At 45.0% G+C, this 19,877-nt stretch carries 21 protein-coding genes; 10 read left to right on the top strand and 11 right to left on the bottom strand.

Annotation, left to right across the window (positions count from 1 at the left end; genetic code table 11):
• The first annotated feature begins 51 nt into the window (after positions 1–51).
• Positions 52–1,758: a sodium:solute symporter family protein gene (locus CPIN_RS27120; RefSeq protein WP_012793075.1), complete on the top strand. Its 1,707-nt coding sequence runs from the start codon at positions 52–54 to the stop codon at positions 1,756–1,758.
• Between the two features lie 195 nt (positions 1,759–1,953).
• On the opposite strand, the gene CPIN_RS27115 is transcribed toward CPIN_RS27120, so the two are convergent.
• From CPIN_RS27115 to CPIN_RS27095, 5 genes are all read right to left on the bottom strand, one after another.
• The gene (locus tag CPIN_RS27115) at positions 1,954–2,796 is read right to left on the bottom strand and encodes a DUF2911 domain-containing protein (RefSeq protein ID WP_012793074.1); all 843 of its coding nucleotides are present in this window, start codon (positions 2,794–2,796) and stop codon (positions 1,954–1,956) included.
• 68 nt (positions 2,797–2,864) lie between these two features.
• Positions 2,865–3,524 (bottom strand): response regulator transcription factor, encoded by a 660-nt coding sequence (locus CPIN_RS27110; RefSeq protein WP_012793073.1) that lies wholly within the window; start codon positions 3,522–3,524, stop codon positions 2,865–2,867.
• 136 nt (positions 3,525–3,660) lie between these two features.
• On the bottom strand, positions 3,661–4,464 hold the full coding sequence (locus CPIN_RS27105) for a sensor histidine kinase (RefSeq protein WP_012793072.1): 804 nt from the start codon (positions 4,462–4,464) through the stop codon (positions 3,661–3,663).
• Complete coding sequence (locus CPIN_RS27100; RefSeq protein ID WP_148230650.1) at positions 4,461–5,129, bottom strand: hypothetical protein; 669 nt, start codon at positions 5,127–5,129, stop codon at positions 4,461–4,463. The genes CPIN_RS27105 and CPIN_RS27100 overlap by 4 nt, the downstream gene beginning before the upstream one ends.
• 27 nt (positions 5,130–5,156) lie before the next feature.
• Positions 5,157–5,564, bottom strand: coding sequence for a hypothetical protein (locus CPIN_RS27095; protein WP_012793070.1), 408 nt, complete (start codon positions 5,562–5,564; stop codon positions 5,157–5,159).
• A 432-nt stretch (positions 5,565–5,996) separates the two neighbouring features.
• Here CPIN_RS27095 and CPIN_RS27090 point away from each other — a divergent pair, with 432 nt between their 5' ends.
• A complete protein-coding gene (locus tag CPIN_RS27090) occupies positions 5,997–6,863 on the top strand; it encodes a hypothetical protein (RefSeq protein ID WP_012793069.1) in 867 nt (288 codons plus the stop codon).
• 245 nt (positions 6,864–7,108) lie between these two features.
• On the opposite strand, the gene CPIN_RS27085 is transcribed toward CPIN_RS27090, so the two are convergent.
• From CPIN_RS27085 to CPIN_RS27075, 3 genes are all read right to left on the bottom strand, one after another.
• Positions 7,109–8,086: a phosphatidylinositol-specific phospholipase C gene (locus CPIN_RS27085; RefSeq protein ID WP_012793068.1), complete on the bottom strand. Its 978-nt coding sequence runs from the start codon at positions 8,084–8,086 to the stop codon at positions 7,109–7,111.
• Between the two features lie 404 nt (positions 8,087–8,490).
• The gene (gene xerD, locus CPIN_RS27080) at positions 8,491–9,387 is read right to left on the bottom strand and encodes a site-specific tyrosine recombinase XerD (RefSeq protein ID WP_044219830.1); all 897 of its coding nucleotides are present in this window, start codon (positions 9,385–9,387) and stop codon (positions 8,491–8,493) included.
• 107 nt (positions 9,388–9,494) lie between these two features.
• On the bottom strand, positions 9,495–9,914 hold the full coding sequence (locus tag CPIN_RS27075) for a nucleoside-diphosphate kinase (RefSeq protein ID WP_012793066.1): 420 nt from the start codon (positions 9,912–9,914) through the stop codon (positions 9,495–9,497).
• Between the two features lie 160 nt (positions 9,915–10,074).
• Between CPIN_RS27075 and CPIN_RS27070 the strand changes: the two genes are divergently transcribed.
• Together CPIN_RS27070 and CPIN_RS27065 are read left to right on the top strand one after the other, a co-directional pair.
• A complete protein-coding gene (locus CPIN_RS27070; RefSeq protein ID WP_012793065.1) occupies positions 10,075–11,079 on the top strand; it encodes a DHH family phosphoesterase in 1,005 nt (334 codons plus the stop codon).
• 27 nt (positions 11,080–11,106) lie between these two features.
• Complete coding sequence (locus CPIN_RS27065; RefSeq protein ID WP_012793064.1) at positions 11,107–11,982, top strand: FKBP-type peptidyl-prolyl cis-trans isomerase; 876 nt, start codon at positions 11,107–11,109, stop codon at positions 11,980–11,982.
• Between the two features lie 318 nt (positions 11,983–12,300).
• On the opposite strand, the gene cdaA is transcribed toward CPIN_RS27065, so the two are convergent.
• On the bottom strand, positions 12,301–13,113 hold the full coding sequence (gene cdaA / locus CPIN_RS27060) for a diadenylate cyclase CdaA (protein ID WP_012793063.1): 813 nt from the start codon (positions 13,111–13,113) through the stop codon (positions 12,301–12,303).
• A gap of 29 nt (positions 13,114–13,142) precedes the next feature.
• Positions 13,143–14,009, bottom strand: a complete 867-nt coding sequence (folP, locus tag CPIN_RS27055) for a dihydropteroate synthase (protein ID WP_245552036.1) — start codon at positions 14,007–14,009, stop codon at positions 13,143–13,145.
• A gap of 83 nt (positions 14,010–14,092) precedes the next feature.
• Between folP and CPIN_RS27050 the strand changes: the two genes are divergently transcribed.
• From CPIN_RS27050 to CPIN_RS27025, 6 genes are all read left to right on the top strand, one after another.
• Positions 14,093–15,181, top strand: a complete 1,089-nt coding sequence (locus tag CPIN_RS27050) for a BT_3928 family protein (RefSeq protein ID WP_012793061.1) — start codon at positions 14,093–14,095, stop codon at positions 15,179–15,181.
• 5 nt (positions 15,182–15,186) lie between these two features.
• A complete protein-coding gene (locus CPIN_RS27045) occupies positions 15,187–16,239 on the top strand; it encodes an ABC transporter permease (protein WP_012793060.1) in 1,053 nt (350 codons plus the stop codon).
• Between the two features lie 182 nt (positions 16,240–16,421).
• Positions 16,422–16,937: a GFO_1088 family ECF-type sigma factor gene (locus CPIN_RS27040; protein ID WP_012793059.1), complete on the top strand. Its 516-nt coding sequence runs from the start codon at positions 16,422–16,424 to the stop codon at positions 16,935–16,937.
• Positions 16,927–17,442: a PG0215 family putative anti-sigma factor gene (locus CPIN_RS27035; protein WP_012793058.1), complete on the top strand. Its 516-nt coding sequence runs from the start codon at positions 16,927–16,929 to the stop codon at positions 17,440–17,442. Before CPIN_RS27040 ends, CPIN_RS27035 begins: the two co-directional genes overlap by 11 nt.
• A gap of 37 nt (positions 17,443–17,479) precedes the next feature.
• Positions 17,480–18,001 (top strand): DUF4252 domain-containing protein, encoded by a 522-nt coding sequence (locus CPIN_RS27030; RefSeq protein ID WP_012793057.1) that lies wholly within the window; start codon positions 17,480–17,482, stop codon positions 17,999–18,001.
• Between the two features lie 32 nt (positions 18,002–18,033).
• Positions 18,034–18,543, top strand: a complete 510-nt coding sequence (locus tag CPIN_RS27025; protein ID WP_012793056.1) for a DUF4252 domain-containing protein — start codon at positions 18,034–18,036, stop codon at positions 18,541–18,543.
• Between the two features lie 64 nt (positions 18,544–18,607).
• On the opposite strand, the gene CPIN_RS37110 is transcribed toward CPIN_RS27025, so the two are convergent.
• Positions 18,608–19,753: a papain-like cysteine protease family protein gene (locus tag CPIN_RS37110; RefSeq protein ID WP_012793055.1), complete on the bottom strand. Its 1,146-nt coding sequence runs from the start codon at positions 19,751–19,753 to the stop codon at positions 18,608–18,610.
• Between the last annotated feature and the right edge of the window lie 124 nt (positions 19,754–19,877).

Below are 19,877 nucleotides of genomic sequence, written 5' to 3'. Positions count from 1 at the left end.
ATGGCTGGCGCTGCTGATTGGAGGTTTTTATTTTTTTACTAAAGTATTTTCATGAGCGTAGCAGATTGGATTGTACTGGTCGTCACACTGGTTGGAATTGTTTTATATGGCATCTGGAAAAGTCGCGGACAACGCGACATGCAGGGATATTTTCTCGACAACCAGTCTATGCCCTGGTACATTGTATTATTATCTATTATCGGTACACAGGCAAGTGCTGTGACCTTCCTTTCTGCGCCCGGTCAGGCTTATACTGACGGAATGCGTTTCGTGCAATATTACTTTGGTTTGCCTTTGGCCATGGTGGTGCTGTGTATCACCTTTGTACCCATCTTTCATAAGCTGAAAGTATTCACGGCTTACGAATATCTCGAACAGCGTTTTGATCTGAAAACCCGTACGCTCACCTCCGCATTATTCCTGGTGCAGCGTGCGCTTTCTACAGGGATCAGTATCTATGCGCCTTCTATTATATTATCCTCTCTCCTGGGCTGGAATATTTATCTGACAAATATTATCATGGGCGGACTGCTGATCATTTACACTGTTTCCGGAGGAACCAGGGCGGTGAGTTATACGCAGACGTTCCAGCTGGTGATCATATTCGCAGCGATGTTCCTGGCAGGGTGGATGGTTGTGCACCTATTGCCGGCTGATATTGGCTTTAAAGAAGCCTTACAGGTATCCGGGAAGATGGATAAACTGAATGTGATCGTAACAGATTTTGACTGGAAAGACCGGTATAATATCTGGAGCGGATTGATCGGCGGTTTCTTCCTGGCCTTGTCTTATTTCGGAACAGACCAGTCACAGGTAGGGCGTTATCTCACCGCACGGTCTGTGACAGAAAGTCGTCTGGGCCTGTTAATGAATGGCCTGGTAAAAGTGCCTATGCAGTTCCTGATACTGCTGATTGGAGCGATGGTGTTTGTGTTTTACCTGTATTTCAGGGCGCCGGTGTTCTTTAACCAGGCACAGATAAAGAAGGTATATAACTCGGAAGAAGGTGTTGCTTTCAAGGCGGTGGAGGATAAATATAAACAACTTGCGACGATCAAGGAGCAGCAGGTAAGAGAAATGGCAGCTGCCATCAAAACCGGTGATGAACAGGTGATTGCAGCGAAGAAAGCGGCTTTGAAAGAGACCGATGTACGCTCAACGGCCACCCGTGAGGAAGCGATTGCTTTGATTAAAAAGGCAGATCCGGCGGCGGATACGAATGATACGAACTATATTTTCCTGCATTTTGTGGTGAACAATCTGCCTAAAGGACTGGTAGGATTGCTGATTGCTATTATTTTCCTGGCAGCATGGGGCAGTATTGCGGCGGCATTGAACTCGCTGGCTTCTACTACCGTGATAGATATTTATCAGCGGATGTTTAAGAAAGAGGAGACGGATGCACATTATTTGTCCGTGTCCCGATGGTGGACGGTATTCTGGGGGCTTTTCTGTATTGTGGTGGCACAGTTTGCGAGTCAGCTGGGTAGTTTGATAGAGGCGGTGAATATCCTGGGCTCATTGTTCTATGGTGTGATCCTCGGTATTTTCCTGGTGGCATTTTACTGTAAGCGGATTGGCGGTAGCGCTACATTCTGGGCGGCGATTGTTTCAGAGATAGGAGTGATTGTGGTCTATCTGCTGAATATAGTGTCTTTCCTCTGGTTAAATGCGATCGGCTGTTTCCTGGTGATTATTATCGCGGCCTTGTTCCAGTTGATAGCGGGGAAGAGGGAAGAATTAGGAATTAGGAATTAGGAATTTGTCCTTTAATAATGTTTTTCGCCGTATTCAAGCCGGAACAAGTTGAAGACAATAGCAAACGAGCACTACTGGTAATGACTTGACGCTAACCAATTCCTAATTCCTAATTCGTAATTCCTAATTCTTTATAAGTTATTGTATAAATGAAAAAGCCTGGCATTTGCCAGGCTTTTTCATTTATACAATAACTTATAAAGAAGCGATAATCTTCTGATTGATCACTACATAGTCATCATTTTTTGCAGTTTTTGCCAGTTCGATGGCTTTCTCTGCAGTAGCTTTAGCCGCTTTTTTATCACCGGATTTAGCCTGGATACGTGCTTTCAGTGTAGCGATCCAGAAGGCAGTCGGATTTTCTTTTACTGCTTCTTCCACCCATACCAGTGCCTGTTTCAGGTCACGGTTGGTTTCATAATAGTAAGAAGCTGCCTGGAAGTAAGGTTTTTTATCACCTTTCATCGCTGCGTCCAGTTGTGCAACTACTTTGCTGTCAACTTCAGCTGTCAGCGGAACAGATACCATGGTCTTTTCCCAGATCAGCAGGAGGTTTGCAGAAGATGATTCAATATCATCAAAAGTGATCATGAAGTTTTCTACAGCGTAAGGCAGTGAAGTTGGTTTCACTTTCACGCGTACCACGTCATTCTCTGGTTTGTAAGCAGCAGGGCTGGTTACATCGAGGCTTTTTGTCAGGATTACTGTCCACTCAGATTTACCTGGGATGGTCAGCAGACCGTATTTACCTGCTTTCACTTCGGTACCGCCAAATTTTACGTCATCGCCGAAGGTGATAACAGTTGCGCCGTTTGCACCGGTTCTCCATACTTTGTCGAAAGGAACGAGGTCACCCATTACTTTTCTGCCTTTGATAGCAGGACGTGAGTAGTTTACTTCAACGAAAGACAATGCGAAATCCTGGTGGATAGTCTGTCCAGGGCTCGGAGCTGGCATTTTAACGCCCTGAGCGAAAGATAACTGAGCACACAGCAGCAGGGAGCAACCAGCTGACAGGTAACGGAATAAAGGTTTCATATGTGTTTGTTTGGTGGTTTAGTGAGGTGCAAAGATGAAGCATCTTTACCAGACCATCAACCCACTTATCATTCAATTATTCCGTTTCTGAAAGCGTGCATGACCAGGCCGACGATATTTTTAGCGCCTGTTTTTTCCAGGAGTTTCTGCCGGAGGCCTTCTACAGTACGCGGGCTCAGGAATATTTCTTTAGATATTTCCTGGGTGGTGTGTTCATTACAGATAAGGCGCAGTACTTCGAGCTCACGGTCGGTGAGCTGCACTTCATTTCTGAAAGTGGGCTTGAAGTGCTGTTTGTTTTTGTGCATGACTTTTTTGAGCAGGGCCAGGTTCACATTTTCATTGAAGTAGAACCCTTTTTCGTAGGTCGTGCAGATGGCTTCGTATATCTCATTAGGTTCTGCATTTTTCAGCAGATAGGCGTTAGCGCCGTTTTCAATGAGGTGTACAATGAAGTTATCGTCTTCGTACATGGTTAGTACGATTACTTTAACATTGGCGTATTTTTCACGCACTTTTTTGGTGGCTTCAATGCCGTCCATATTGGGCATTTTCAGGTCCATCAGGATAACATCAGGCTGTTGCTCTTCCATTATCTCCAGCAGGTGGGCCCCATCTTCAGCTTCAAACACCACAGTTATATTCTCGTAGGGGGTGAGGGTATTAATAACACCGCTGCGGAAGATCTTATGATCATCGGCAATAGCCACCTTAATGTTGTTCACCATAGGGGGAGGCTGTTTAAGTATTTTGATAGAATTGTCCCTTTGCCTGATACAGGATAGTGTGACGGACGACTGTGGAATTAGTTCCCCGGTCATCAATTATCGACTGCTCAGCAGGACAAAGCTAGAAAAATTCGTCTTATTCCTCAGCGCTTTGATAATTTTCCACTCTTATTTCAGCGTTAGTGCCACTATCTATGCCGGGAAAGTAGTTGATTGTGCCGCCAATAACGTTGAGGCGGCTTTCAATATTCTTGAGCCCCAGGCTGCCGGTTTTCTGACGGGAATTATCCAGTGAGCGGAGCAAAAGGCCGTTGCCATTGTCCACTACGTTGATTACCAGAGCGTTTGTGCTACATCGATAGGTTATTTCTATATGGGTAGCCTGGGCATGTTTCAGAATGTTGTTGATGAGTTCCTGTACAACGCGATAGATATTTAAAGCTTTTTCAATGTCGACGTGGAGCGGGCTTCCTTCGTCCTTGAAAGCTATCCTGACCTGTTTATTTTTATTCATCAGGTTACAGAATGAGTCAAGGGCTTTGGAAAGGCCCAGATTTTCAAGAGCCTGGGGATGAAGGCTTTGAGAGATGAAGCGGAGATGCTGAATGATCGTATCAGTAAAGTCTTTGGTTTCCTTTAACTGCTCCGTTTCTCCATTTCCGGTTTTCAATAATGGTTGCAGCTGGTTTAGATTGAGTTTAAGTACGGACAACTGCGCCCCCACTTCATCATGCAGATCTTCTGCTATGCGTTTCCGTTCCTGTTCCTGACCTTGTAGAATAGCCATTAACCTCTCTTTTTGTAATTGGAGGTCTTTATCACGGATGACCAGCTTGTGCTGAATTACCTGTTTCTGCTGAAAGATTACGAGTACGATCACCAGGATACTAAGTAGCAACATCACTGCGGTCCCGATAATAAGCAGGTCTGAAAAGATCATGAACGGACTTTTTTAACTTTTGTGAAACCAATATACAAAAGTACCAGCTGAATTATTCCGGCAACAAAAGTTACGGCCAAAGTCATTCTTGTGGAACCTTTCACACCCTGGTATCCAAAATTCATTAAGCTATAAGCAAGGGAAAAGAGAAAATAACCACAGTGATAAACGAAAATTCCTGAATTATACCAGAAGTCGGGCAATGAGTTAATAAAAACGGATTGTTTGACCAGATCATCGTCTCTCAGCAGCTGATAAAAGAAAATTGCGCAATAGACCATCAGGATAAAAGTCTCCAGTGATGTCGCATATGAGTTGAAGACATTGGGGCCCTCAAGTTTCACATAATCCAGTATGACAAAGGCAAGAACAGGGAAGATCATTCCCAGAACGATCCCCCGCACGATTTTGTATTTGATGACTGCGTGAAAATAAAGAGATAGGATGACGAACGCCAGAAAATACATGGTGTGGTAAAACCATAGATTATTCCCCCATATCTGCGCGATTACTTTTGTGCCGACTGCAAAAACGATACTTGATACCAGGAAATAAAATATCCACTTACTACTTTTATCAAGCCTGCCGAAGTGAATAATAAAGGGGATCAAAAGCAAGCATTCGATCCCCCCCATAATGTAAAACAAAATCAGATGAATAGACACTTAGTATGGGTTTAATTGATGAACCTCTCACGGACAATCAGCAGGGCAAGGCAGACCGTTATCCAGTGCACCACCATCATCATCATCGCTCGCTTTTTTCGCTGACGTTGCCATGAATGAATTTACCTCTGATGTGTTTTGTTTTTTCTTGTACAGGATGTTTTTTCCTGCTTTATCTACTGCGTAGATGACCATTTTTTTGTCGTCTTTTCCATCCTGGTCGCTATCATCACCGTAATAAATACGTAAACCGGCGATATCTTCCTGACAGCTAAGTAATTCGAGCAATTTCTCCTTACCGAAGAAGTAAGCCTGGATAAATTCATTACCATGCTTCTTGTGTTTCTTTTTGAAGTAATTGTCCCTTAATCTGTCGGCTTCCTTTCTGGAAATGAAGTCGCCCGTGTCTGGGGGGAAGTGTTTAGGAATGTCCATGGTTGTGCTGTGGTTTTAAGTTGATGGTAAAATTATTACAAATAATCACTTGGCAAAGCGAATACGTATATAACATCTTTGTACCATGTAGTGTTGTAAAGATGTATAATTATATTGATGATCAATTATTTAATAGAAAAATTGCCCGTTTTAGTACGCCTGAGCCCGCGTAATTACCGATAAAAAATGCGTAGAACTACGCATTCTGATAAAACAGTAGGATAACGCTTGTCTTACTATTAGAACTTCATAATCTTTGCAGGGTGAGTTATGGTTAAGTTCTTTGACTCATACGAGCAATAGCAATGGGCCTTTCTACCCATGTTTGTTCCTCCTTGTTTAGACATGCAGAGAAAAAAGCGGCTATACCATATCGGCCAGAATGAGGTTAAGTATGTTAACCCCTTCTTTTAATTTTTAAAGCTTTGAGCTATGTGTTATCTGTTAATCGGAAACATTTCTGCATTGATCTCTGATGATTGTACAGAGCCTCTGGTAAATGCGCAATTACGTGTATACTTACCGGATGGCCGTTACCCCACGAAAAACCGCCCCAAAACGGATATTTTAAGTGGGCCCGGTCAGCTTACAAAAGCAATGGTTGAAGCAAAGCGTGATCGCTTACTGGCAGAGACAGGACTGGATGAAAGAGGAAATTTTAAGCTGACCTGGGAACAACTACATCTTTTTACGGAACCACTTGAACTGGACATCTGTTTGCAGCATATGCCGGAACAGGCAGATATCAGGGGAGTCGAAACCCATTATCACCTGGGTACGGTAGTACCAAACTGGGCCCGTTCAGGACAGCGATACGTCGCTGCTTATGCCTATATTATCCCAGTGGAATGCTGGAGCCAGATTAGGGCCAATTATGGTACCTGGATTATCGCGGGAACAGTAAAGCGATTGAAATCCAGAGAGGGACAAGCACAACTTAGAATTGAAGCGTACAATGCCGGAAACCATCGCCTGCTGGGCTGTGCGCGTACCGATGAAAATGGTCGGTATCAGCTCCGGTTCAGCAAAAGGGAACTAACCAGCAGGTTAATACTGGTCGGCGAGCCCCGCCAGGAAAAGGGGCCGGATATTTATTTTAAGGTCTACCGCGACAAGCAATTGATTTGGGAAGAAGACGCCCAGACAGGCATGATGCCAGGAAGAAAATCAGTGCCACCCTGCTGTACGATTAATATCAACATCAGGGACACCATACGCAGAAAAGCATCAGGCTATGTACCCGGTTGGTTAAACAACTGGGCGGTGACGAGACGGAAGTCGTCACTGGTCAATCATTAAGGTGTTAGAGTACTATTTAACCTATATTTTGTACTACAAGCCCCAGTCTTCGTTTGGTAACCCACACATACACATTCATTACATTATACAGCTACTCAGGACCTGAGTAGCTGTTTTTTTATGCCCGAATCGTTTTGATAGGATATTATATGCTGGCAGGGCTTTGCAGCTTATCAGCCAAAAAAAGGAAACGCCGGGGATCTTCTCCCCGGCGCTTCCTTTTTTATACCTTAATTATGACGTGCTTAGAAATTAGTATTTACAATCAGGGATGCCCTGTCCGCATTTACAAAATCCATCGGGATAATACCATATCTGCCATGTGTATTGGTAGTGAAATAGGTATTGATCTTTGGATTGATCGCGTTGGATACAGTCGTGATGCTTGGAATACTAAAGATCAGTGATTTGTAACCGCTGGTAAAGTTGATGTACAGGGTGTTGTTGCTCTGTGTGCTGGACTCGGTGAACAGGTTAGTAGCGTTTGTCCACTTTGCGTTATTATCAGGCACTACGTACTGGTCCTGTACTTTCAGGGAAGCATTGCTGTTGTTGATCGTGAAAGTTGTGTTATCAGCCCAGCTGGTAGCCTCGATACCTTTAGGTGTGGAAGTCGCACCAAATCTTCTCAGTAGTACGATCTTTCCTCTTACCTGTCCCAGGGTTGGGATAGTAGCGCCGGTAGACCAGTAGCTGGAATATTTCTGTACATAAGTGTCGAAAGTCTGCTCGAATGAACGGGTATTGTCGGTAGCATCATACTCCTCCTTTACACTCATAACGATGGTTTCTTTCGGATGTGCTGCCAGGAAGCTGGTACAAGCGCCCAGTACATCATCAAAGTTCAGGTTCTGGTAGATAGAACCATGGTGGATCGCGAAGGCGTTACCAATGTGGCGGCAACGGATGTCCAGGAAACGTACACCTGCTTCCAGCTGTTGTGCGATGGTAAGGTCCTGGCATTTTGCGGTACCGGATACAGGTTCATTACGGGCGCCACTGTCGTGTGTACCCGGGATAGACAATGCGGCGAGGCTGGTATTGTCGGCCAGGCTGGTCATCCAGCTGTTCATAGCCACCGCTGCAGCTTGCACTGTTACAGCTACTTCGTTCTCAACACGAAGTGTAGATGCCGGTTGAACGACATCCTCTTTGGAACATGCAGAAAAGAATACAGTAGACAGCAGAATTCCTGCAACGGGCATGAAACGTTGTGTTTTCATCTTGTAGGTTTAATTGTAGGTTTAAGGTTTATATGGAGTAATGATTTATTACAGGTTTTCATTCTGCACGGGTCTTCACATATGAAAGACACAGATAAAAGGCTTTCCAACTATTCAAAAAACAGAGTTAACAATACGGTAATAATAGGGCGCCTGCCTGCGATATGACGGCGTTTATATAAAACAGTAAGACCGGATTGGTGAATGATTGTATTGGATCGGGTAGAGGAGGGGCAGATGCCGTTTAGCTATTGGTCATCCTTCGTTCATCCTCCTATAAAAGATGTAAGATCAATGAAGGATGACACATATCTGAGTACTGTCAAAGGGCTCAGGAAAGGATAAATATACGCATGCCGGGTAGCGTTCCTGACGCAGTCGGGGAGGATTTTTTGATGGCAGACCTAAAACCGGGGGTGAAACCGCTGTAAGGTATCTCTAAGATACTCCCTGTCAAGGTGTGTATAGATCTCCGTGGTGGTAATACTCTCATGGCCAAGCATTTCCTGAACGGCCCGGAGATCTGCTCCGCCTTCTACCAGGTGAGTCGCAAAAGAGTGCCGGAAGGTATGGGGGGAAACCTGTTTGTCAATACCAGCGGCGGCAGTCAGTTCTTTAATGACAAGGAATATCATGACACGGGTCAGCGCGCTGCCCCGGCGGTTCAGGAAAAGGATGTCTTCCTGTCCTTTTTTGACAGGAACATGGACCCTGACCTCATCCTTATATATATTAATGTATTTCACGGCGTCGCTTCCGATAGGGACTAATCTTTCCTTATCACCCTTACCGACCACCCGGATGAAGCCGGCGTCAAAATGGAGCTGGGAGATTTGTAGATTGGTCACTTCGCTGACGCGGAGTCCACAGCTGTACATTGTTTCCAGGATGGCCCGGTTTCTTTGTCCTTCAGGCGTACCAGCCTTTATTTGTCCGATAATCTGCTCTATTTCCTCAAAACTGAGTACATCGGGCAACTGTCTTTTGGTTTTAGGGGCTTCCAGCAGGATAGTGGGGTCCTGGCGGACGACATCTTCCAGTGCGAGGTAGCGGTAAAATGCCTTGATTCCAGAAATAATGCGGGCCTGGGAGGTGGCAGTCATGCCCAGGGTGGCTATCCAGCGTACGCAGGATTGCAGATCGGAGAGTGATACCTGGTCGGGAGGGGGTTGTATATTAACGGATTGCAGGTACTGGACCAGCTTTTCTACATCGCGGAGATAAGCCTCGATGGAGTTGGCGGAAAGTGAACGTTCCAGCTGAAGATATGACCTGAATCCTTTGAGATAAGCGTCCCACATGAGCGGCAAGATAAGAAAGAAGAGGGCTAAAAATACAAAAGGCCGTCCAGCCATATGGCGGACGGCCCCTGATATCTTCTACCGGCAGCGGACTACCGGCACGGTAATTAGAATTTTTCCAGACCGGAGAAGAAGAAATCGCCTTCGATTGCTGCGTTCTCGTCAGAATCAGAACCGTGAACCGCGTTACGACCGATAGATTCAGCGTATTCTTTACGGATAGTACCTTCTTCTGCATTAGCAGGGTTGGTAGCACCGATCAGTTTACGGAAATCTTCAACGGCGTTGTCTTTTTCCAGGATAGCAGCCACGATATGACCACTGCTCATGAATTCAACCAGTTCACCGTAGAAAGGTCTTTCTTTATGCACAGCATAGAATTCGCCAGCTTTCTGAGAAGAAAGACGGGTCATTTTCATTGCTACGATACGGAAACCAGCCGCGTTAATTTTGTTCAGAATGCCACCGATATGACCGTTTTCTACGGCATCCGGCTTAATCATTGTAAAAGTTCTGTTGTTAGCCATATATTTAGAATTCCTAATTAACTAATTTTGCGCGCAAATGTAGCTAGAATTTGTTTAGTGATAAAAAAAAAGAGAACTTCGCACTTCATTTTTTGGTAAAAACGGTTACATTTTATTGTTAATATAAAAGCAGGTCAGCCTGCATATTTAAAGGTTAAGAATGAAGAGGATAGAGGAAATTAAGCCTTTGCTGGAGACCCCTAAAAGAGTGGTAATAACGATGCATCAGAAACCCGATGCAGATGCAATGGGCTCATCACTGGCCTTATATCATTATCTGAGACAGAAAGGGCACGATGTAACCGTGATTTCCCCTACTAATTTCCCGGACTTCCTGATCTGGATGCCCGGTGCAAAGGATGTACTCGATTTTGAATCCATGCAGGAAAAGGCGTTTAAGGCACTGGAAGGTATTGATTTGCTGTTTTGCCTGGATTTCAATGCACTGTACCGTACCAAGAGTATGGAGCCGTATCTGACAAAGATGGCGTGTACAAAGATCCTGATCGATCATCACCTGGAGCCACAACCTACTTTTGAGTATGGTGTCAGCGATACGAGCGCTTCGTCTACCGCACAGCTGGTATACGAAACGATCTATAAATTGGGAGATGAACAGTATATTAACGAGGACATGGCGCAGTGCATCTATGCAGGTACCATGACTGATACAGGTTCTTTCCGTTTTGCCTCTACTTCAGCGAGAGTACACCGTATGGTGGCTGATCTGTTTGACCGTGGTCTGAAACACGAGATCATCCATTCTGCGATCTACGATAATTTCCTTGAAAACCGCCTGCGGTTCCTGGGCCATAGCCTGCTGAACCGTATGGAAGTATACTATGAATACAATACCGCTATGATCGCTATCCCATATACTGATCTGAAGCGTTTTGACCTGCAGACCGGCGATACCGAAGGGGTTGTGAACTTCCTGCTGTCTATTCAGGGTATCAAACTGGCGGCACTGATCATAGACCGTCACTCGGAAATTAAGTTATCTTTCCGCTCTAAGGGAGATTTCGACGTAAACACCTTCGCAAGAAAATATTTCGACGGTGGCGGACATTTCCACGCTTCCGGCGGACACAGCTCTGAGACACTCGATAAGACCGTAGAACATTTTCTCGAAGCCATTAAAGAAAACGAAGAGCAGTTACAGTAAGTTATTCAATCCTACTAATACAGTCAAATGAAAAAGAACAAACAGTTATTGGTTGCAGCATTAGGCCTTTTCCTGGCGAGCTGCGGCGCCGGTGGTGGCGCCAAAAAAACTCCAGGTGGGGTAGATTTCGTTGTTCATAAGTCAGGAAGCGGCGCGCAGCTGAAGCTGGGCGACACTGTACTGTTGAACATCATCCAGAGTCTGAACGATTCAGTTATAGTTGAATCCCGCAAGGTAGCAGGCGGTCCTGTTCCTTTCGTGATCTCCAAATCCGTTAACAAGTACGACCTGATGGATGGTCTGGTAATGCTGAAAGAAGGCGATAGCGCTACTTTTACTATTCCTATCGATAGCTTACCTCAGCGTCCGCCAATGGCGAAAAAAGGTGATAAGCTGAATTTGACTTTTGTAGTAGTAGGTACCTATACCGGCGCAAAACAAAAAGCTGCTGATGATAAAATCATCGCTGAATACGCTAAAACTAACAAACTGAATACTACCACCACTCCTGAAGGTGTTTACGTAGCAGTATCCCAGCAGGGTGCAGGCGAAAAACCACAGGTAGGTGATACCGTTGTAGTACACTACACCGGTAAACTGATCAACGGTACTGTATTTGATTCCAGCCTGGATACTACTTTAAGACCAGGTGCAAAAGTTGAACCTATCAGATTCCCACTGGGTCGCGGTTTCGTGATCAAAGGCTGGGATGCTGGTATCGCAGCGCTGAACAAAGGCAGCAAAGCTACCCTGCTGATCCCGTCTACTTTAGGTTACGGTTTACAGGCAAGCGGTCCTATCCCTGCTAACTCTGTACTGGTATTTGACGTACAGCTGGTTGACATCGTGAAAGGTAAGCCTGAAGCGCCAGCTGCTCCTGCAGCACTGCAGCAAGGAAAGTAATTTCTACGCTTTTTATATAGAAAGAGGTTGTTTACTGAAAGGTGGACAACCTCTTTTTTTTGGGAAATTAGGAATTAGGAATTAAGAATTAGGAATTGCTGGCGGATAGGGAGATATGGAGGGTTAATTGCTGGTAGAAACAGTAAGACAAATTAATTACGAATTACGAATTACGAATTACGAATTACGAATTACGAATTACGAATTACGAATTACGAATTACGAATTACATTGTCCTTTAAATAAAAAAGCGCCCGCAGTTCGGCGGGACGCTCTTTCTTATAATTCTTAATTCTTAATTCCTAAGTCTTAATTGACTCACGCATATCCTTCCACCATTACCTCATACATCTTCACCTTCAGTTCTTCCAGCGAAATATCCTGTACCAGATTGCCATCCTGGGCATAGGAAATAGTGCCTCTTTCTTCTGATACGATGATAGCGAGGTTATCACTGTGCTCCGTGATGCCTACAGCTGAACGGTGACGTAAACCAATACGGGTAGGCAGATTAGGATTCTCGGAGACAGGCAGTATGACCTTCGCCGCGAGGATCTTGTTACCTACAATGATCAGTGCACCATCATGCAGCGGACTGCCTTTGCAGAAGATACTTTCCAGCAGTTTCGCATTGATATTACTATCAATCGCGATGCTGGACGCGGTATCAAATTTTACACGATAAGTATTGGCAATCACAATCAGTGCTCCGGTACGGCTACCTGCCATACGGGCTACTGCGGTGATCACTTCATTAATGATATTCTCTTCTTCTTTATAACTCTTGAACCTGTCCGGCAGAAACAGTTTGGTAAAGAAACTGTCTTTACTCAGCGGCGCCTTCTTGCCCAGTACCAGCAGGAACTTGCGGATCTCCGGCTGGAAGATGATGATGATAGCGATCAGTCCTACATTGATGAAACTCTGCAACAGTGTTGAGAGAATCGGCATCTGCAGATGCTGTACGATAAAGTAAGCAAGATATATCATCAACAGCCCTACGAAAATGTTAAACGCAAGACTTCCCTTCAGCAGACGGTACAGCTGGATCACCAGGAATATAACGATCGCTGCATCCAATATATTCAGCCAGTGGAAACGATATCCGTAAAAACTAAATAAATCCTCCATAGATTGTAAAAATAGTAAATATTTACCAGCTATAACCTATTCATATACTGTGTGATTTTAACCGCTTCCACGGCGGCTTTGACGTCGTGTACACGCAGGATATGCGCTCCCTGCTGCAACGCAAGTGTATGCAGTATCGTTGTACCATTCAGTGCTTCCGCAGGTGTGGTCTCCAATAGTTTATAGATCATGGATTTCCTTGAAATACCTACCAGCAGCGGGCATTCCAGCATATGAAAAACATTGAGTTTTTTGAGTAGTGTATAATTGTGTGCAATGGTTTTACCAAAACCGAAACCCGGATCGATGATAATATCTTTGATACCAGCTTCCAGACATTGTGCGCGTTTGCGTACGAAATAATCCAGTACTTCCAGTGTCACATCTTCATAATGCGGGTGTTGCTGCATATCAGTAGGCGTACCCTGCATGTGCATGGCGATATATGGTACTCCCAGTCTGCCGGCGGTAGGTATCATTTCCGCATCCAGATCACCTGCACTGATATCATTAATGATGGCTGCGCCCGCATTGACAGTCTGTTCAGCTACATTCGCATAGTAAGTGTCGATGGACAGGATGGCCTGTGGAAAATGTTCTTTCAATGTACGTACTGCCGGTAGCAGGCGTTCCAGTTCAATATCGGGTCCGACGGAGACAGAACCCGGACGGGTACTCTGTGCCCCGATATCCAGGATCTGAGCGCCTTCTTTCAATAGTTGTGCTGCTCTTTGCAGGATAAGATCAATATGCTGCGTTCTGCTGCCGGCAAAAAATGAGTCTTCCGTGATGTTGATGATACCCATCACCACTGGTTTGGACAAATCCAGCAAAGTGCCCTGACAGTTGATGGTGGTATATTCGCCGTTCTTCCCTTCCATAGTATCCATTTGCATTTTATTGATTATTTTGCCAGACAAAAATAGAATAATGTGGTGATCTGCAAGTATGTATATCAGCACCGATAAAAAAGTTATCCATGAAACTGCTCCTGAACCTATTAAGAATTATCGTTGGTGTCTTGTTTATCTTCTCCGGTTTGGTCAAAGCAAATGACCCGCTGGGGCTCAGTTATAAAATGGAAGAGTTTTTTGAAGTGTTGCACATGACATTCCTCTCTCCGTATTCACTGGCCTATTCTATTATCATGAACACGCTGGAAATTGGTCTGGGGGCTGCCTTGTTACTGGGTTTCCGTATGCGTCTGGTGTCTATATTGCTGCTGATCATGATCACCTTCTTTACTTTCCTGACCGGCTATGCATTGTATAGTGGCGAGATTAAAGAATGTGGCTGTTTCGGTGACTGTATCAAACTGACCGCTTCACAGACCTTCTGGAAAGATGTGATACTGCTGGTCATGATCCTGATTCTCTTTTTATATAATAAACGCATCAAACCATTGTTCGGCAAGCAGCTGAACCTTATCCTGCTGATCGTATCTATCGTATTTGCAGGCGGTATTCAATGGTATACACTGGAACATCTGCCAATCGTAGATTGCCTGGGGTATAAGGTAGGCAACAACCTTCCTGAGAAAATGAAGCTGCCGCCAGGTGCTCGTCCGGCGGAATATGAGACTGTCCTGATTTATGAAAAGGATGGTCAGCAGAAAGAATTTACCGCAGATAATTATCCATGGTCCGACAGTACCTGGGTTTTTGTAGACCGTCGCGATAAATTAGTCAGAGAAGCGGAAGGAGAGGCGCCTGTAAAAGACTTTATCCTGACAGATGCAGATGGCGTCAATCAGACACAGGCCATCCTGGCAGAGCCGACACCTGTTTATCTTTTCCTGGTAAAGAACGTAAAAGAAGCGGGTAAAGGCTGGGATGCCAAAATGAAGGCCCTGCAGGAACAGTTTAAAGCAGGAAAAGTCTACATTTACGGTGTTACCGCTTCCAGTAAAGAAGATATTTCGGCTTTTACCGCTGCACACGGGTTGCAGTTCCCATTTGTTCAGATGGATGGAACAGCCATTAAAACAGCTGGCAGAAGTAATCCTTGTCTGATTTTGCTGGAAAAAGGCACCGTTAAAGGAAAATGGCATTATAACGATATACCATAAACCGCATGTTCAGATTTCTGCTGCGTAAACTCAGTTATGGCATACTGGTATTACTCGGAGTAGTGGTGCTGGTATTCTTCCTGTTCAACGTACTGCCGGGCGATCCGGCCAGGTTGACACTGGGACAGCGCGCAGACGTTACATCGCTGGAAAATGTAAGAAAGGAATTGCACCTGGATAAATCCTTACCGGTGCAATTCCTTTTATATTTAAATGATCTTTCGCCGATAGGCATACATCCCTTTGCCGCAGCCCAGGGTAATATGCATTATCTGACCCTGGCACATTTATCGGAAGAGCGCATCCTGGTGCTGAAGACGCCTTATCTGCGCCGTTCCTATCAGGGAAAAAAGGAAGTCTGGGAAATACTGACGGAGGCATTGCCCGGCACCCTGGTACTGGCTTTAGCCGCTATGTTGTTTGCAACAATAGTAGGTATCGGACTCGGGGTATTATCCGCAGTAAAACAAAATACCTGGATGGATACGGGCGCTGTTTTTGCCAGTGTGGTCGGCATTTCTGCTCCCTCGTTCTTTATGGGTATTGTGGTCGCTTACCTCTTTGGATTTGTCTTGAGTGATTATACCGGCTTACATATGACGGGCAGTCTGTTTGAAACAGATGCTTTTGCCGGCCGCACGCTCAATCTGCGTAATCTGATATTACCTGCTATCACCCTGGGGATCCGTCCACTGGCCATCATTGTGCAACTCACCCGCAGCGCCATGCTGGACGTACTCCATCAGGATTATATCCGTACGGCTTATGCCAAGGGGCTACCTACCCGGATTGTCGTGTTCAGACATGCTTTACGCAATGCCTTAAATCCCGTTATTACAGCTATTACAGGCTGGTTTGCCGAACTGCTGGCCGGTGCATTTTTCGTGGAATATATCTTTGGATGGAAGGGGATCGGTAAGATTACCGTGGATGCCCTGGAGAAGTTCGATTTCCCCGTACTGATGGGATCTATCTTATTTACAGCCGGCATTTTTGTGCTTATTAACCTGCTGGCTGACCTGCTGTATACCATTATTGATCCACGTATTAAGTTATAAATAGCTTATTTATAGCGAGTTATTATTCTCCGAAAAAAACTTTCCCTTTTTTTGAAACAAAGTATTTTATGGATCGTCTTCTTTATGTAAACGCCCTGTAGCATCCGGGATGAAGAAAAGAGAGAACGGACATGGAAGCAGCAACGGTTATCTGAAACTTAGCAACAAGGAATCTGTTATTTATGTCATTAGCAATATTTCTCTCACAAGTGGTCCCCGTCAGGCAGAAGCTGTACCGCTTCGCTTACAGACTGCTGGAAAATGAGGAGGATGCAATGGACGTAACACAGGATACCCTGATGAAGGTATGGCAACAACAGGAGCGGATGAGTGATCTGCAGAATATGGAGGCCTGGTGTATGCGTATCGTGCGCAATCTGGCGCTGGACAAGCTGAAGGCAAGAAAGTACCGCCGGTCAGAAGACCTGGATACTGTCAGCGAACTGCCAGCTGTACAGCAGGAGAATCCACACATCGTTGCGGAGAAACAGGACGTCATGAAAAGAGTGCATGGTATCATTGCCGGCTTGCCGGAAAAATACCGTACTATTATACAATTGAGAGATATCGATGGGTACAGCTACCAGGAAATAGCAGACATCCTGGTCATCGACCTGAGTGAGGTGAAGACCAATCTTCACCGGGCCAGAAAAGCGGTACGTGAACAATTACAAAAACTGCAAGTGTATGGAGTTTAATAAGATCAGGGAGTTATTGGACCGCTATTGGGATGGCGCCTCCACATTGGAGGAAGAGGAGGAACTGCGCAGTTTTTTCAGCATGGAACACCCTCATCTTCCTGCTGATCTGAAAGAAGCGCAGGCATTGTTCGGCTACTTTGCAGCTGAAGCGGATATTCCGATGCCTGTATTCCCTGAGATCGAAACACTGATTGCACAGGCGCCACCGTCAGCCACAAAGCCGGTTGTGAGAACAATGGTGTGGCATCACTGGATGAAGTATGCAGCTATTTTGCTGATGGCAGTAGGTATCGGTTATGGCGCCAGACAATTCACCAGCAGACATGATCGTGTACTGGCAGAAAGATCGGTAGCTTCAGATACCTACGACGATCCGAAAGAGGCATTTGCCGCGACACAGAAAGCACTGGCTTTATTGTCCCGCAATCTCAACAAAGGAACGGCACAGGTACAGAAGCTGTCTTACTTCAATGAGGCGACTGATAAGATCAGGGCGAATTAATTACGGCCATTCTAAAATCTGACATAAAAAAAAACTTATGAAACGCTTTTTGTTTTTGGTGCTGTTCCTGACAGTCACCGGTACGCATCTCTTTGCCCAACAAGGTAGTGGCATCGACCGTTTTTTTGAGAAATACGAAAATGATCAGACCTTTACACTGATCAGCGTAACCCCCAAAATGTTCAGTATGTTCAGCAAGCTGGACATCAACTCAAACGAAGGAAAACAATTCCTACAGATCGTCAAAAGGATCAAAGGACTGCGGATACTGGCCAAGGAAAATACCAAAGGGGGAAATCTGTTGTTCAAAGAAGCTTCTTCTCTGTTGAGTAAAGAGTTTGAAGAACTGATGACAGTACGTGATGGAAAAGATGACCTTCGCTTTATGGTAAAGGAAAATGCCAAAGGTAATATTGCGGAACTGATCATGCTGGTAGGGAGTGACACAGAGTTTCTTGCCATGAGCCTCATCGGCGATATTGACCTCAACGAGATCAGTCAGCTGGCCAACAGCATGAATATCGACGGATTCGACAAACTGAAAAACATCAAGAAATAATTCATTTATCACCACACATCAACCCGAATAGCATGAAATACTTTTCCATCATTGCAGTAGCACTTTTGCTGGTTGTTAGTCCGGCGATGGCACAAAAGAAATCACTCCGTAAATTCTATCGTCAATACCGCGGAGATGCTGTGGGCGTGAGAATAGGTGTAGGACGTATTCCATTAAAATTCGCCAGCTGGGTCATCCCTAACAGTGCGAAAATGGATAACGGCACAGAATTAAAAAGGCTGATCGGCAAACTGCAGAAGGTGAAGGTATATACACTTGCAGGTGTGAGCAACAGCCTGATCGACAGCAAAGCGATCCACAAACTGAAACAGACCCTGATTGAGAAAGATGGATTTGAATCATTGGTGGAAGTGCGTCATCAGGATGCGAACGTGTATATGATGAATAAAGGGAAAGATGATGAACTGGGAAATGTGGTGATACTGGTGCAGGATGAAGAAGATTTTGTGATGGTGAATCTGAGAACGACACTGCACATGGAGGATGTGAATATGTTGATACAGGGCTTCGTGAAGAATTAACAGTAACGAATTATTTACGATAGCGAAGAAGGCCGGTCTGTTGCAGACCGGCCTTCTTCTTTTATCAGGCGCCCATGAGGTCATCCTGTTTGTCAGCGACAGCTTTCTGTCTTAATATGAGTTCTTTGAAGCGGGCTTCATCCAGTACGGTGTCTTCCTGATTGAAATGACGAAGCAGGTAATAGCGATCATTCTCTTTGCCTTCGGTGTGTAGCCAGAGAGCTTCCAGGTTGAGTGCAGGGAATTTCAGCACTCTCATTTCGCCTTCTATTTTTTTTTCCTGTAAGCTGGATTTGATCTTTTCCATACCGCTTTCGATACGACTGAGATAATCATCATCTGTGCTTACCTGTAATACCTGCGGATCTTCTTCCGTAGTAGCAAGATCATAGAGGGCGACAGGTTTCTTTTGATCCAGTTCAACTACACGAAGAGAGCTGGGTTGTTCGGGGATGGTGATATCCTTATCGATGTCTTTTAGTCCTACGACATATGCGTGGTGCGCAAAGCTCAGTTCCAGTTCGGCAGCGCTTTTGTCAACCTTTAGTTCAGGACGTTGTAAGCGTACCAGCGGACGGATCTCAGGGATAGGTTTGAGCAGTTCCGCTTTGAATGCGAGGTCTTTGATCCACATAAAGTAAAAATGTTTTTTCGTGAGATAACTGTGCGTCCAGGAGCCGCTGCCCTGGTAATTGGTTGAGAACTGACTAACGGTCAGCGTGCTTTTACCGTAGATAGGATCATCGATGTGAAAGTATTTTGTGTTTAATACTTTTGATACGCCATAGATGACCATAAAGTGACCGCCACCACCTGACCAGCCAATGCGGGTACCAACTACAAGACCTTTATCGATCTGTTCTTTCACTGATTCCCAGGTCATTGTACCGCTGATGAATTGTACGAAGTTTTTGGTGCGGGTCAATGCTTTGTCAAGATACCACGGCACGTTACAGGGGCCAGGAACGGGTGATGTACAACAGGTCTGTCCGAGTTCGGCTGACGCGATCTTACACTGTGTCCAGGGGTTCAGCAGTGCTGAATAGAAGAAGGACACGCTTTTGGAAGTGGCTGCCCAGCACCAGTTGGACTGGGTCTGTGCTTCCATGTTAAAGTTAAGTACTGTACTTGAGTAAAATTTGTTCCAGATGGATAATTCCTGGACAAAAGGTTTCTGGATAACCTGCTCCTGAAAATTGATAAAACTCATGATGTATGCAATTTGGGGGTTAAATAAAAAAATGGGTGTAGTGGAATTGTGAGGACAAAATTATCGGCTAACGATGTATTTGAAAAGCGTAGAAACTCCTGATTTGGGTGAGTAGTTATGCGAA

The organism is Chitinophaga pinensis DSM 2588, assembly GCF_000024005.1.
GTDB lineage: Bacteria > Bacteroidota > Bacteroidia > Chitinophagales > Chitinophagaceae > Chitinophaga > Chitinophaga pinensis.
Note: the sequence above shows the minus strand (reverse complement) of the source record. Positions and strands in the feature narration are given on the sequence as shown.

Bases quoted from the DNA above. Each gene is read 5' to 3' on its own strand.
- CPIN_RS27095 (WP_012793070.1), bottom strand. From the start codon at position 5,564: ATGGACATTCCTAAACACTTCCCCCCAGACACGGGCGACTTCATTTCC.
- cdaA (WP_012793063.1), bottom strand. From the start codon at position 13,113: ATGGAGGATTTATTTAGTTTTTACGGATATCGTTTCCACTGGCTGAAT.
- CPIN_RS27090 (WP_012793069.1), top strand. From the start codon at position 5,997: ATGTGTTATCTGTTAATCGGAAACATTTCTGCATTGATCTCTGATGAT.
- CPIN_RS27045 (WP_012793060.1), top strand. From the start codon at position 15,187: ATGTTCAGATTTCTGCTGCGTAAACTCAGTTATGGCATACTGGTATTA.
- CPIN_RS27035 (WP_012793058.1), top strand. From the start codon at position 16,927: ATGGAGTTTAATAAGATCAGGGAGTTATTGGACCGCTATTGGGATGGC.
- CPIN_RS27040 (WP_012793059.1), top strand. From the start codon at position 16,422: ATGTCATTAGCAATATTTCTCTCACAAGTGGTCCCCGTCAGGCAGAAG.
- CPIN_RS37110 (WP_012793055.1), bottom strand. From the start codon at position 19,753: ATGAGTTTTATCAATTTTCAGGAGCAGGTTATCCAGAAACCTTTTGTC.
- CPIN_RS27030 (WP_012793057.1), top strand. From the start codon at position 17,480: ATGAAACGCTTTTTGTTTTTGGTGCTGTTCCTGACAGTCACCGGTACG.
- CPIN_RS27115 (WP_012793074.1), bottom strand. From the start codon at position 2,796: ATGAAACCTTTATTCCGTTACCTGTCAGCTGGTTGCTCCCTGCTGCTG.
- folP (WP_245552036.1), bottom strand. From the start codon at position 14,009: ATGCAAATGGATACTATGGAAGGGAAGAACGGCGAATATACCACCATC.
- CPIN_RS27075 (WP_012793066.1), bottom strand. From the start codon at position 9,914: ATGGCTAACAACAGAACTTTTACAATGATTAAGCCGGATGCCGTAGAA.
- CPIN_RS27105 (WP_012793072.1), bottom strand. From the start codon at position 4,464: ATGATCTTTTCAGACCTGCTTATTATCGGGACCGCAGTGATGTTGCTA.
- CPIN_RS27120 (WP_012793075.1), top strand. From the start codon at position 52: ATGAGCGTAGCAGATTGGATTGTACTGGTCGTCACACTGGTTGGAATT.
- CPIN_RS27025 (WP_012793056.1), top strand. From the start codon at position 18,034: ATGAAATACTTTTCCATCATTGCAGTAGCACTTTTGCTGGTTGTTAGT.
- CPIN_RS27070 (WP_012793065.1), top strand. From the start codon at position 10,075: ATGAAGAGGATAGAGGAAATTAAGCCTTTGCTGGAGACCCCTAAAAGA.
- CPIN_RS27050 (WP_012793061.1), top strand. From the start codon at position 14,093: ATGAAACTGCTCCTGAACCTATTAAGAATTATCGTTGGTGTCTTGTTT.
- CPIN_RS27085 (WP_012793068.1), bottom strand. From the start codon at position 8,086: ATGAAAACACAACGTTTCATGCCCGTTGCAGGAATTCTGCTGTCTACT.
- xerD (WP_044219830.1), bottom strand. From the start codon at position 9,387: ATGTGGGACGCTTATCTCAAAGGATTCAGGTCATATCTTCAGCTGGAA.
- CPIN_RS27065 (WP_012793064.1), top strand. From the start codon at position 11,107: ATGAAAAAGAACAAACAGTTATTGGTTGCAGCATTAGGCCTTTTCCTG.
- CPIN_RS27110 (WP_012793073.1), bottom strand. From the start codon at position 3,524: ATGGTGAACAACATTAAGGTGGCTATTGCCGATGATCATAAGATCTTC.